9 protein-coding genes and 1 tRNA gene are annotated in these 13,315 nt (G+C 69.5%); 6 read left to right on the top strand and 4 right to left on the bottom strand.

Features of this window, described 5'->3' with window-relative positions:
* Positions 1-226: 226 nt before the first annotated feature.
* The 4 genes from gltB (at position 227) to PFX91_RS00615 (ending at position 7,877) form a co-directional block, all read left to right on the top strand.
* Entirely contained in the window at positions 227-4,831 is a 4,605-nt protein-coding gene (gltB, locus tag PFX91_RS00630; protein ID WP_285728622.1) for a glutamate synthase large subunit, read from the top strand.
* Between the two features lie 31 nt (positions 4,832-4,862).
* Positions 4,863-6,317 (top strand): glutamate synthase subunit beta, encoded by a 1,455-nt coding sequence (locus PFX91_RS00625; RefSeq protein WP_285728621.1) that lies wholly within the window; start codon positions 4,863-4,865, stop codon positions 6,315-6,317.
* Between the two features lie 202 nt (positions 6,318-6,519).
* Positions 6,520-6,903 carry a DUF2784 domain-containing protein gene (locus PFX91_RS00620; RefSeq protein ID WP_285728620.1) on the top strand — a complete coding sequence of 128 codons (384 nt, stop codon included), beginning with the start codon at positions 6,520-6,522 and terminating at the stop codon, positions 6,901-6,903.
* 74 nt (positions 6,904-6,977) lie between these two features.
* Positions 6,978-7,877 carry a prenyltransferase gene (locus PFX91_RS00615; RefSeq protein ID WP_285728954.1) on the top strand — a complete coding sequence of 300 codons (900 nt, stop codon included), beginning with the start codon at positions 6,978-6,980 and terminating at the stop codon, positions 7,875-7,877.
* Between the two features lie 108 nt (positions 7,878-7,985).
* Here PFX91_RS00615 and PFX91_RS00610 read toward each other — a convergent pair whose 3' ends face one another.
* On the bottom strand, positions 7,986-8,696 hold the full coding sequence (locus PFX91_RS00610) for a maleylpyruvate isomerase family mycothiol-dependent enzyme (protein ID WP_285728619.1): 711 nt from the start codon (positions 8,694-8,696) through the stop codon (positions 7,986-7,988).
* Between the two features lie 162 nt (positions 8,697-8,858).
* Between PFX91_RS00610 and pyk the strand changes: the two genes are divergently transcribed.
* Positions 8,859-10,292, top strand: coding sequence for a pyruvate kinase (gene pyk, locus PFX91_RS00605; RefSeq protein ID WP_285728617.1), 1,434 nt, complete (start codon positions 8,859-8,861; stop codon positions 10,290-10,292).
* Between the two features lie 107 nt (positions 10,293-10,399).
* On the opposite strand, the gene PFX91_RS00600 is transcribed toward pyk, so the two are convergent.
* The 3 genes from PFX91_RS00600 to PFX91_RS00590 form a co-directional block, all read right to left on the bottom strand.
* A complete protein-coding gene (locus PFX91_RS00600) occupies positions 10,400-11,359 on the bottom strand; it encodes a DUF1266 domain-containing protein (RefSeq protein WP_285728615.1) in 960 nt (319 codons plus the stop codon).
* Between the two features lie 212 nt (positions 11,360-11,571).
* Complete coding sequence (locus PFX91_RS00595) at positions 11,572-12,357, bottom strand: transcriptional regulator (RefSeq protein ID WP_285728614.1); 786 nt, start codon at positions 12,355-12,357, stop codon at positions 11,572-11,574.
* A gap of 119 nt (positions 12,358-12,476) precedes the next feature.
* Positions 12,477-12,559, bottom strand: a tRNA-Leu gene (locus tag PFX91_RS00590).
* A 145-nt stretch (positions 12,560-12,704) separates the two neighbouring features.
* Here PFX91_RS00590 and PFX91_RS00585 point away from each other — a divergent pair.
* Entirely contained in the window at positions 12,705-13,283 is a 579-nt protein-coding gene (locus PFX91_RS00585) for an ANTAR domain-containing response regulator (protein WP_285728952.1), read from the top strand.
* The last annotated feature ends 32 nt before the right edge of the window (positions 13,284-13,315 follow it).

Raw genomic sequence — 13,315 nt, 5'->3', positions numbered from 1 at the left:
CATGGGCCCGGACCCCGCGACCACCCTCGCGGCCGGACCGACCCGTACGGAAGAACCCGCCGGTCACGGGCGTGTCCGCCCGCCACGGACGACCACGAGGACGTGGCCGCGCACGAGGAAGACGGACACGTCGCGCACCCGGCACCACGACTCCATCCGCACGCAGCAGGGCCAACGTCGTCCCGAACGCGCTTTTCAAAGCCCACGAAAGACGACAGGAGGCCAGATGCCTGCTGGACAGAAACGGCGTTCGTCCGCCCGGACGGACGCGAAGACCACCTCCCAGGGCCTGTACGATCCCGCCTTGGAGCACGACGCCTGTGGTGTGGGTTTCGTCGCGGACCTCACGGGACGTCGTAGCCACGACACCGTGCAGAAGGCGCTCACCGTACTGCGCAACCTCGACCACCGCGGTGCCTCCGGAGCGGACCCCGACGACGGCGACGGCGCGGGCATCCTCACCCAGATCCCCCACGACCTCTACACCGAGGTCTGTGACTTCGCGCTACCCGAAGCGGGCGCCTACGCCACCGGCATCGGCTTCCTGCCCACCGACGCGGAGGAACGGGCCGCCGTCGTCGCACACGTCAACGCCATCGTCGCCGAAGAGGACCTGACCCTCCTCGGCTGGCGCGAGCCGCCCGTCGAACCCCGCTACAGCGGCCCCGCCGCACGCCGGTCCATGCCCCACTTCGGGCAGCTCTTCCTCACCGGCACCCCCGGAACCGCCACCGAGGGACTCACCGGCATCGACCTCGAACGTCACGCCTACTGCGTGCGCAAGCGCGCCGAACACGAGACCGACGTCCACTTCGCGAGCCTGTCCCCACGCACCATCGCCTACAAGGGCATGCTCACCACTCCGCAGCTGGAACCCTTCTTCCCCGACCTGTCCGACCGGCGCTACACCTCCGGGCTGGCCCTGGTCCACTCCCGCTTCTCCACCAACACCTTCCCGTCCTGGCCCCTGGCCCATCCCTTCCGCTACGTCGCCCACAACGGCGAGATCAACACCGTCAAGGGCAACCGCAACATGATGCGGGCGCGCGAGGCCAAGCTCGCCACCGACCTCATCCCGGGGGACCTCGGCCGCATCCTCCCCGTCGTCGACCCCGAGGACTCCGACACCGCCTCCTTCGACGACGTCCTGGAACTACTGCACCTGGGCGGACGCTCCCTGCCCCACGCGGTGCTCATGATGATCCCCGAGCCCTGGGAGGGCCACACCGAGATGGACCCGGCCGTCCGGGCCTTCTACGAGTACCACTCCACCCTCATGGAACCCTGGGACGGCCCCGCCTCGGTCTCCTTCACCGACGGCACCATCGTCGGCGCGGTCCTGGACCGCAACGGCCTGCGCCCCGGTCGCTACTGGGTCACCGAGGACGGCCTCGTCGTCCTCGCCAGCGAAGCGGGCGTCCTCGACCTCGACCCCGCCACCGTCGTCCGTAAGGGCCGCCTGCAACCCGGCCGCGTCTTCGTCGTCGACACCGCCCAGGGCCGCATCGTCGAGGACGAGGAGATCAAGACCGCACTCGCCACCGAACACCCCTACCGGGAGTGGGTCGACTCCGCCGTCCTACGTCCCGACGACCTCCCCGCCGCCGAACCCGCCCCGGTCGAGGACCTCACCCGCGCCCAACAGGTGTTCGGCTACACCGAGGAGGAACTACGCGTCATCCTCACGCCCATGGCGCGCACCGGCGCCGAACCCCTCGGCTCCATGGGCACCGACACCCCCGTGGCCGCGCTCTCGGAGCGCTCCCGCCCGCTCTTCGACTACTTCTCACAGAACTTCGCCCAGGTCACCAACCCGCCCCTGGACGCCATCCGTGAGGAGATGGTCACCAGCCTGACCACCCTCCTCGGCGCCGAGCGCGGCCTCCTGGATCCCCACCCGTCACCTTCCACCACCATCGACGGTCGCCCACGGCACGGCACCCGCCCCGGTGACACCCGGCGCCTCGTGCTGCCCACACCCGTCGTCGACCAGGCCCGCGTGGCCGCCATCACCGCCGCGGGCCGCACCGACCCGGCGCTCAAGACCTTCACCGTCGACGGCACCTACCCCGTCGACGGCGGCGGCGACGCCCTGTCCGCACGCCTGACCGAGATCAACGCCGAGATCTCCGAGGCCATCGCCGACGGCGCCCACATCCTCGTGCTCAGCGACCGCGGCGCCGACATCCGACGCGCGCCCGTCCCCTCACTACTGCTCACCGGATCCGTCCACCACCACCTGGTACGGGACAGGACCCGCACCGAGGTCGGCCTGCTCGTCGAGGCCGGCGACGTGCGCGAATGCCACCACGTCGCCCTCCTCCTCGGCTACGGCGCCTCCGCGGTCAACCCCTACCTGGCGCTGGCCACCGTCCGGGACATGGTCGAACGAGGCCGTATCGGCGATGTCGACGCAGACCAGGCGGTGCACAACACCGTCAAGGCCCTCGGCAAGGGCGTACTGAAGATCATGTCCAAGGCCGGCGTGTCCACGGTCGGCTCCTACACCGGCGCCCAGATCTTCGAGGCCCTCGGACTGGGACGGGAGGTCATCGACCGCTGCTTCACCGGCACCACCTCCCGCCTGGACGGCGTCGGCTTCGACGTCCTGGCAGAGGAGGTCGCCGTCCGCCACCGCCGGGCCCACACCGCCGTCCCCCACGCCCACCGACGCCTGGAGGGCGGCGGTGAGTACCAGTGGCGCCGCGAGGGAGAACCGCACCTGTTCGACCCCGAGACCGTCTTCAAACTCCAGCACTCCACCCGCAGCCGCAGATACGAGATCTTCAAGGAGTACACCGGCAGGGTCGACGACCAGTCCCGAAGACTCATGACCCTGCGCGGCCTGTTCCGCCTCAGGGAGGGCGTACGCGCACCCGTCCCCCTCGACGAGGTCGAACCGGTCTCCGCCATCGTCGGACGATTCTCCACCGGCGCCATGTCCTACGGCTCCATCTCCGCCGAGGCGCACGAGACCCTCGCCATCGCGATGAACCGCCTCGGCGGCAGGTCCAACACCGGAGAGGGAGGCGAGGACCCGGCCCGCTTCACCCCCGACCCCGACGGGAACCTGCGCCGCAGCGCCATCAAGCAGGTCGCCTCCGGACGCTTCGGCGTCACCTCCCACTACCTCACCAACGCCGACGACATCCAGATCAAGATGGCCCAGGGCGCCAAACCGGGAGAGGGCGGTCAGCTCCCCGGCCACAAGGTCTACCCCTGGGTCGCCCGAACCCGGCACTCCACCCCCGGGGTCGGCCTCATCTCACCGCCGCCCCACCACGACATCTACTCCATCGAGGACCTCGCCCAACTCGTCCACGACCTCAAGAACGCCAACCCCACCGCGCGGATCCACGTCAAACTCGTCTCAGAGGCGGGGGTGGGCACCGTCGCCGCGGGCGTCTCCAAGGCCCACGCCGACGTCGTCCTCATCTCCGGCCACGACGGGGGCACCGGAGCCTCACCGCTGACCTCCCTCAAGCACGCCGGGACGCCCTGGGAGCTCGGACTGGCCGAAACCCAGCAGACCCTGCTGCTCAACGGCCTGCGCGACCGCATCGTCGTCCAGGCCGACGGACAGATGAAGACCGGCCGCGACGTCGTCGTCGCCGCCCTGCTCGGTGCGGAGGAGTACGGCTTCGCCACCGCACCCCTCATCGTCTCCGGCTGCGTCATGATGCGGGTGTGCCACCTGGACACCTGCCCCGTCGGCGTCGCCACCCAGAACCCCGTCCTGCGGGAACACTTCTCCGGCAAGGCCGAGTACGTGGTGAACTTCTTCGAGTTCATCGCCCAGGAGGTCCGCGAACACCTCGCCCGACTGGGCCTGCGCAGCCTCGACGAGGCCGTCGGCGCCGTCGACCTCCTCGACACCACCGACGCCGTCGAACACTGGAAGGCCCGGAACCTGGACCTGTCACCGATGCTGCACCGGGTCCGTCCCCGGCCGGGCGACCACCGGGCACGGCGACGCTCCCAGGACCACGGACTGGAGAAGGCCCTGGACAACACCCTCGTCCAGCTCAGCGAGGGCGCCCTGGACCTCGGCCGGCCCGTCAGGCTGGAACTGCCGATACGCAACGTCGACCGCACCGTCGGCACCATGCTCGGACACGAGCTCACCAAGCGCCACGGGGCGGAGGGCCTGCCCGAGAACACCATCGACATCACCTTCACCGGATCCGCCGGACAGTCCTTCGGTGCCTTCGTTCCCCGCGGCCTCACCCTGCGCCTGTACGGCGACGCCAACGACTACGTCGGCAAAGGCCTGTCGGGCGGACGCCTCATCATCGCCCCCGACCCCGCCTCGCCCCTGGTCGCCGAGGAGCACATCATCGCCGGCAACGTCATCGGCTACGGCGCCACCTCCGGCGAGATCCTCCTGCGCGGCGTCGTCGGCGAACGCTTCTGCGTCCGTAACTCCGGCGTCACCGCCGTCGTCGAGGGCATCGGCGACCACGGCTGCGAGTACATGACCGGCGGACGCGCGGTCGTCCTGGGCCCCACCGGCCGCAACTTCGCCGCCGGCATGTCCGGAGGCATCGCCTACGTCCTGGACCTGCGCACCGAACGCGTCAACCCCGAGATGGTCGACGTCGAACCCCTCACCGACGAGGACCGCGCGTTCCTCACCGACCTCCTCGGCCGCCACCACTCCGAGACCGGATCGGCCGTCGCCGCACGTCTCCTGGCCGAAGGCCCCACCGGACTCGACCGCCTCACCAAGGTCATGCCGCGCGACTACAGACGCGTCCTGCTCGCCCAGGCCGAAGCCGAACATCAGGGCCGCGACGTCGACGAGGCCGTCATGGCCTCGTCGCGTTCCTGAGCACCGGCGCACACGAAAGGAGGAAGAAGACATGACCGACCCCAAGGGTTTCCTGAAGATCACCGAACGCCGGCTGCCCGCGCACCGGCCCGTCGACGTGCGCATCCAGGACTGGCGCGAAGTCCACGAGGGCCTCGACCGGCGGACCGTCACCGAGCAGGCCTCGCGCTGCATGGACTGCGGCATTCCCTTCTGCCACAACGGCTGCCCGCTGGGCAACCTCATCCCCGAGTGGAACCACCTCGTCCACACCCATGACTGGGCCGAGGCGGTCGAACGCCTGCACGCCACCAACAACTTCCCCGAGTTCACCGGTCGTCTGTGCCCGGCGCCCTGCGAGTCGGCGTGCGTGCTCGGCATCGACCGACCGGCCGTCACCATCAAGAACGTCGAGGTCTCCATCATCGACCGCGCCTGGGAGGAGGGCTGGGTCGAACCCCTGCCTCCCGCCCACCGCACCGGCAGGAGGGTCGCCGTCGTCGGCTCCGGCCCCGCCGGCCTGGCCGCCGCGCAGCAACTCACCCGCGCGGGTCACGACGTCACCGTCTTCGAACGCGCGGACCGTCTCGGCGGCCTGCTCCGCTACGGCATCCCCGAGTTCAAGATGGAGAAGCGGCACCTCGACCGCCGCCTCGCCCAGATGACCGCCGAGGGCACCACCTTCCGCACCGGGGTCGAGATCGGGGTCGACGTCACCACCGACCGGCTACGCGCCGACCACGACGCCGTCATCCTCACCGGCGGCGCCACCATGTGGCGCGACCTGCCCGTCAAGGGCCGCGAACTCGGCGGCGTCCACCAGGCCATGGAGTACCTGCCACTGGCCAACCGGGTCCAGGAAGGCGACCACGACACCCCCGCCATCGACGCCCGGGGCAAGCACGTCGTCGTCATCGGCGGAGGCGACACAGGCGCCGACTGCGTCGGCACGGCCCACCGCCAAGGCGCCAGGAGCGTCACCCAACTGGAGATCATGCCCAAGCCGCCCACCACACGGCCCGACGACCGGCCCTGGCCCACCATGCCCACGCTCTACAAGGTCACCAGCGCCCATGAGGAGGGCGGAAGGCGGATCTACTCCGTCAACACCGTCGAGTTCCTCGGCGACGAGCACGGCGACGTCCGCGCGTTGAAACTCGTCGACGTCGAACGCACCGACGGCGGCTTCGCACCCGTGGAGGGGACCGAACGTCAGATCCCCGCCGAACTGGTCACCCTGGCCATGGGCTTCGTCGGACCCCGGAAGGAGGGCATGCTCGAACAACTCGGAGTGGAACTGGACGAACGGGGCAACGTCGTACGCGACGCCGACTACCAGACCACCGTCGAGGGCGTCTTCTGCGCCGGCGACATGGGCCGCGGCCAGTCCCTCATCGTCTGGGCCATCGCCGAGGGACGTTCCGCCGCCGCCGCGGTCGACCGCCACCTCGGTCAGGACGGCGCCCTCCCGGTCGCCGTCGCGCCCACCGACCGCCCACTACCCTAGCCGCACCGCACACGAGGGTCGCGTACCCGTGGTCACCGTCGAACCCCGACGGTGACCACGGACGCGAGAGGCGGGGCGCATCGCGGACCTCATCGCCCACGGACCACTTCGCCCCTGGCCCTCGAAGAGACGAACGGGGATACTGGGCGCAACACCGGACCCCATCCCGGCCGACGACGGGCCACAGCGAGGAAACCAGACGATGCTCTACCGGTTGATCGCGGACACCGCCATGGTCGTCCACCTGGCCTTCCTCGCCTATGTCGCGCTCGGCGGCTTCCTCGCCTGGCGCCTGCCCCGCATGATCTGGCCCCACGTCGCCTGCGCCCTCTACGGACTGGGCATCACCGTCATCGGCTGGAACTGCCCCCTCACCCACCTGGAGAACTGGGGCAGACAAAAAGCAGGGCAGACCGGACTCCCCGAAGCCGGATTCATCGACCACTACGTCACCGGCATCGTCTACCCCGAGGACCACCTGCTCACCGCACAGCTCGCCGTCGCCGCGACCGTGGCCGTGTCCTGGGCGGGATACCTCGCCCTCACCGGCAGACGCAGACGAAACAAGACCCCCAGCTCCACGTAAAAGTCCCGGACGGATTCGCCCTCCGACCATGTCCCCGCCGCGCGTTCGGACGTACCGTCGAAGACATGACCGTTGTGACCTGGGATTCCTTACGTGCGGCGGAACACTTCGTCATGCGCAGCGCCCGCCTGGTGGATCGTTACCGTTTCGAGCACCTGTTCCGGAACGGGTCCGTCGAACCCGCCCGCTCGGCGCTGGCCGCCTACCGCAACATCGACGGCGGCTACGGCAACGGACTCGACCCCGACCTACGCGGACACGCGAGCCAACCCACCGCCACCGCGATCGCCCTGAGCCACCTCGACGAGTCAGGTCACATCCCCCTCGACCTCGGCCACGGCGTCTGCCGCCATCTGGCCACCCTCACCAACCCCGACGGGGGTCTGCCTCCCGTCCACGGCAGCGTCCGCCACACCGAGGCCGCACCCAGGTGGCGCCAACTCGACGACTTCTCCAGCGACCTGGCGCTCACCGCCTCCATCACCGGGTACCTGTACAAGCACCACGTCACCCACCCCTGGCGCGACAGCGCCACCGCCTACTGCTGGAAACGCATCAACACCCTGCACTGGACCGAACCGCGCCAGGCCATCGGCGTGTGCACCTTCCTCCAGAACGTCCCCGACCGCCGGCGCGCCGCCGCGGCACTCGACCGGCTCCGTCCCATGATCCGCGCGTCCATCGGCACCCATCCCGCCTTCGAGACCCGCCAACGCGTCCACACCGTGCTCGACCTGGCCACCAGGCCCGACCACATCGCCAGGCCCCTGTTCACCGACGCCGAGATCGAACGCAACCTCGACTTCTTCGAGAAGGCCCAACGCGACGACGGGGGTTGGGACTCCCTGGCGCCGCACTGGGGGGCGGCGGCCACCCTCGAACACGAGGGCATGCGCACCATCCACTGCATGAGCGTCCTGTACGCCTACGGCCGTGTGGGAGGCCTCCTGCCCCGACCCCGAAGCGACCGCTGACGATCTCGGAACGGGTCCACGCACAAGGCAGCCGCCACCGTAGGCGCCGAAGGCCCCACGCTCGGGCGCCCCGGCGTGAACCGGCGGACGACGCAGGCCGAACACGGTCTATCCCAGGGCCAGGAGCCGCACCCCCGCCCTCTCCCACGCGCCCCGGTCCGGCGCGGCGCCGGCCCGCCCCGTCACCGCGCGTACCGCGGCGAGCCCCCCGCCGCGCTCGGAGAGCGCACCCGGGAACACGCCCTCCAACGCCACCGGATCGGCCGCGCCGAACAGTAGATCCCGCACCACATCCAGCGCCTCCGCCGTCGTCCACGGGTCACGGCCCAACGCGTCCGCCAGGTCCACCCCGTGCACCACCAGCTCCAGTACCCGCGTCACAAGGAAATCCGTCAACAGCATCGGATCACCGTGCCGGGTCACCACCACCCGGTCCACCGGTTCCACGGACAACCGGGTCGACAGTTCCTTCCACCAGGTCTCCAACACCCTTCCCGGCTCGGCCGCGTCCGCCCTGCCCTCCGCCGCCCGCACGGCCCGCTCCACCCGGTCGGCGTTCACCGTGGGGGAGAACCGCACATCCGGCGCGTAATACCCCGCGGCCGACACCAGGGGACCCGACCCCTCCGGTGTGCCGGCGTCCAGCACCACCAGGACCCGGTGCAGGGCGCCCACCGTGTGCACGGCCAACGCCGCCACGTCCCAAGGCGGACACCGCGTCGGTAGCACCGCCTCCTCCTCCGACACCCCCGACAGCATCCGACGCAACACGCCCACCTCGGCCGAAAGGGCACGAACCACTACATCGCGGTCGAACACCAGCACACTCCTCACAATGACGTCAATAGGCCGATTCCGGCCACCACATCATCCCCGATCACCACCCAGGGTCACCGGATTCGCCTCGACGCCACCTCACACACACCCGGTCGCAACCTGGTTTAGACCACTGCATCCCCCAAAAGCTCTAGAGTGTTGAACGTGACACGTCGAGCAAAAATCGTCGCGACCCTAGGACCCGCCACATCGAGCCCGGAAGTCCTCCGCAAGCTCGTCGGCGCGGGACTGGACGTCGCCCGCCTCAATCTCAGCCATGGAACCCACGACGACCACAGCGCCAACCTCGCCGCCCTGCGGCAGGCCGCTGAGGACGCACAACGCGCCGTCGGCGTCCTCGCCGACCTCCAAGGACCCAAGATCCGCGTCGGCACCTTCGCCGACGGCCCCGTCGACCTGGAGGTCGACGACGAGTTCACCATCACCACCGAGGACGTCCCCGGCGACGCCACCCGCGTCTCCACCACCTACACGGGGCTTCCCACGGACGTCCGCCCCGGCGACCGCGTCCTCATCGACGACGGCCGCATCGTGCTGGAGTGCACCAAGACCAGCAGCACCGAAGTGCACACCCGCGTCATCGTCGGCGGCACCGTCTCCAACCACAAGGGGCTCAACCTCCCCGGCGTCTCCGTCAGCGTCCCCGCGCTCACCGACAAGGACGAAGAGGACCTGCGCTGGGCCCTGCGCAACAACGTCGACATGGTCGCCCTGTCCTTCGTACGCAGCCCGGCCGACGCCGAGGAGTGCCACCGCATCATGGACGAGGAGGGCGTCACCGTCCCCCTCATCGCCAAGATCGAAAAACCCCAGGCCGTCGAACGGCTCCAGGACATCATCGAGGTCTTCGACGGAGTCATGGTCGCCCGCGGCGACCTCGGAGTCGAACTGCCCCTCGAGAACGTCCCCATGGTGCAAAAGCGCGCCGTCGAACGCTGCCGCGACAAGGCCAAACCGGTCATCGTCGCCACCCAGATGCTCGAATCCATGATCGGAGCCCCCCGACCCACCCGCGCCGAGGCCTCCGACGTCGCCAACGCCGTCCTCGACGGCGCGGACGCGGTCATGCTCTCCGGAGAGACCAGCATCGGCGCGTACCCCGTCGAGACCGTCGAGACCATGGCCCGCATCGTCAGCGCCGCCGAGCAGGAGTCCCTGCGCGCCTCGCACATCCTCAACCGGGTGCCCGAGACCACCGGCGGGGCGATCGCCCGTGCCGCGGCCGAGATCGGCGCGACCATCGGAGCCAAGGCGCTCGTGGCCTTCACCATGTCCGGTGAGACCGCCCGACGGCTGGCCCGCTACCGCTCGCCTATCCCGCTGATGGCCTTCACCACCGAACACGCCACCCGCGGCAGGCTCTCCCTCACCTGGGGAGTCGAGAGCAACATCGTGCCCTGGGTCGACAACACCGACGACATGGTCCGCCAGGTGGAGAGCGAACTCCTCCAACTCGCCGACTACCACAAGGGGGACAAGGTCGTCATCGTCTCCGGCAGTCCGCCCGGAACCGTCGGCTCCACCAACTCCCTGCGCGTCCACCGCCTCGGCGACACCGTGGCGCTCAACGCACCCTGACCCCACGGCGCCCCGGGCGCCCACCGACGTGCCGCATCAGGTCCGGCCAGGAGACGGCGCGCGAGTCGCGCCGCCCCGGCCAGGACCGGATGCGGCCCAGGACCCGCTCAGGAATCGGACTGCGAGGCCACGCCCCCCTCGGGCAGCACCCGCTCCAAGGGCATGTCCCACGGCAGCAGATTCCACGGACTGCGCGGATCCTCGGTCAAAAGCCCCAGAGCCGTCCACACCCGGTCGGCACCGCCGTCCTCCTCCGGTGTGCCCCTCTCCGGCCACAGCAGGTACCCCGCGTGGAAGGCCATCGACAACTGCGTCCACGACGAGTACCGCCGTTGCAGATCCGAGGCCACCCTCCGCAGCAGCGTCTGCGTCTCCACCGGGGACAGCCAGTCCAGTGAGGCCCCGCCGCACACCAGCCGGATCACGTGCACCGACTTCCACCACTGGTAGGCCCCGATGAGCACCGTCTCGTCGGCCTCGGTCACCCCGGTGACCACCCGCAGCCGCGCCACCTGCTCATCGCTCAGACGTACCTGAGCCCCCGTCACCTGGCCGCCCTGGTCCTGGGGAAGGCGCGACCGCGCCACCCCGGAACGCAGATCCACCACCAGGTCCAGCTTCGGTCCCGTGTGCAACTTCTCGAACAGGGACTCGACAGCCTCCAGCAGCGACTCGCGGTCGGTCACGTTCCACTGCCGCTCCAACATCCGCCGATACCGGCGACGCAGCGAGGGCCGGGCCACCACGTCCCATGGTTCGGCGAGCGCAACCCGGAACGGAGCCGCCACCGCGGCCGCCCAACGTTCGGTGCTGAGGGGGGCGTCGGGCTCCTTCGTGCGCACGGCGGGGGACTCCCACGAGCCGATCACCAGTTCGACGAAGGAACCGATCGCCAGGGCCACGGCGGGCAGAAAGGACCAGCCCGCCTGGCCCACGGCCACGAGCACGACGATGAGGAGGGCGAAAGGGGTCAGCAGCCACGGTTGGCGGCGCCCGGAGCCCCAGGCCACCACGACCCAGGCGCCGATGACAAGCGCGCCGACGATCCCGGCCACCGCGGTCAGCACCCGCTGCTCCTCTCCTGAGAACTCCCTGCTCCGATCCTTCAAGGATCGGGGACGTGCGGCCGCACGGACGCCCGAACCGACGGGTTGTGCTCAGGTTGTGGCCGGGATGTGATCGGTTCTCCCTGGTCGGCTCGGCATAAAGTGACAAAAGACCTATTCAGGGTGGTACCGGCCGGGTGGTTACGGAGGTTGTGGTCCGCCTGTCCGATCCCTCAGTACTTGGGTCCCACGAAGGAGTCCATCCGCGCCACGGCGGCCCTCCTGGCGACGGAGACGATGACGGCGTCTCTGTGCGGGGGCTTCGGCTCCACCCTGCTCCGCCACGGGATCCCCAGGAGGTCAAGGGCCCCGGTCAGGAGGTCGACGATGTCCTGTGAGGTGTTGCTGAAGAGGTAGCGCGGGTATTCGTAGTACTTCCACCGGCCTCCGACCCGCTTGCGCACGCGGTTGGAGACCCGGCAGCCGTCGGAGTGGAAGAGCCCTCGGACGAACGCTTCGGGGTGCGCGTCGACGATCTCCGACTGCCAGGGCCTGAGGGTCATCCTCCGCTCGTTCTTGGCTCCCCTGCCGTGTTGGGGGAAGACGCACCGCCAGTGCTTGGATGCGGCCTTGACCTCGGTGCACCCTTGGCGAGGGACCCGGAAGACGCCTACGGGGAAGACCTGGGAGATGGCCGCGGCGCACTCCTCGATGAGGCCGGGCCAGGTGTCACAGCAGAAGACGGAGAGGTAGTCGACACCGTTCCTGATGGCGCCGATGTATCCGTCGCCCAGGTAGAGGCCGAGAAGGTAGGAGTAGGCCCGGGGGTCGAGGGTGCCCGTTCCGCAGACGGGGCAGTAGGCGGTACGGCCCTCCTCCGCCCGCCGGCTTCGGCGGGTACCGTGACGCCAGTGCCTGACGGCCTGCGCGGAGACTCCGCACCGGGCCGCGACGACTTCGTCGGTCAGCCCCAGGAAGGTGAGGCGGAGGGCCTCGTCGACGACTTCGCGTGGGTACATGACGTGCATGTTCACGCATCACGGTGACATTTCGTCGATGACGTGACCACGCGGGGGTGATGTGCCCGAAATGACAAAAGCCGCCCGACCGGGCGGCTCCTCGTCCTGAGCGCTGTTCGTGCCGGAAGTGGGATTCGAACCCACACGCTCTTGCGAGCGGAGGATTTTGAGTCCTCTATGTCTACCATTCCATCATTCCGGCTAGTTTGTCCGTTTTTCCCGGACCTGTCGCTCCGGCGCCACTCCGTCAACGGTGGGATCACGATTGACGGGTATCGCCGATCCCGACGCCATGCATCCTAGCGGATCTCTGTAACCTCGTGTACGTGACGAGGACGCAGAGCCGTGTGGTGATCGCGGAGGACGAGGCCCTGATTCGCCTGGACCTCAAGGAGATGTTGGAAGAGGACGGCTACGCCGTCGTGGGCGAGGCCGGTGACGGAGAGACCGCGGTCCGCCTGGCCAGAGAGCTCAGACCCGACCTGGTGATCACCGACATCAAGATGCCGGTGCTCGACGGTCTGTCCGCCGCCGAGCGCATCGCCGCCGAGCGCATCGCCCCGGTGGTGATCCTGACCGCATTCTCCCAGCGCGAGCTGGTCGAGCGGGCACGTGACGCGGGGGCCATGGCTTATCTGGTCAAGCCCTTCAACAAGACCGATCTCGTCCCGGCGGTCGAGATGGCCACCTCCCGCTACGCCGAGCTGACCGCGTTGGAGGCGGAGGTCGGCAACCTCCAGGAGCGGTTGGAGACCCGCAAGCTCGTGGAGCAGGCCAAGGGGTTGTTGCAGAGTCGCCATGGGATGAGCGAGCCCGAGGCGTTCCGGTGGATCCAGAAGAACTCCATGGACCGGCGTCTGACGATGCGCAAGGTCGCCGAGACGGTCGTGGAGACGCTCGGGGGCAAAGGGGCCGGCGGGGCTTGACCCTCCCTCCGTGGTCGAGCCGCGGAAGGGGT

It is taken from the genome of Nocardiopsis sp. ATB16-24 (genome assembly GCF_030271535.1).
In the GTDB taxonomy this organism is placed as follows: Bacteria; Actinomycetota; Actinomycetes; order Streptosporangiales; family Streptosporangiaceae; genus Nocardiopsis.
Note: the sequence above shows the minus strand (reverse complement) of the source record. Positions and strands in the feature narration are given on the sequence as shown.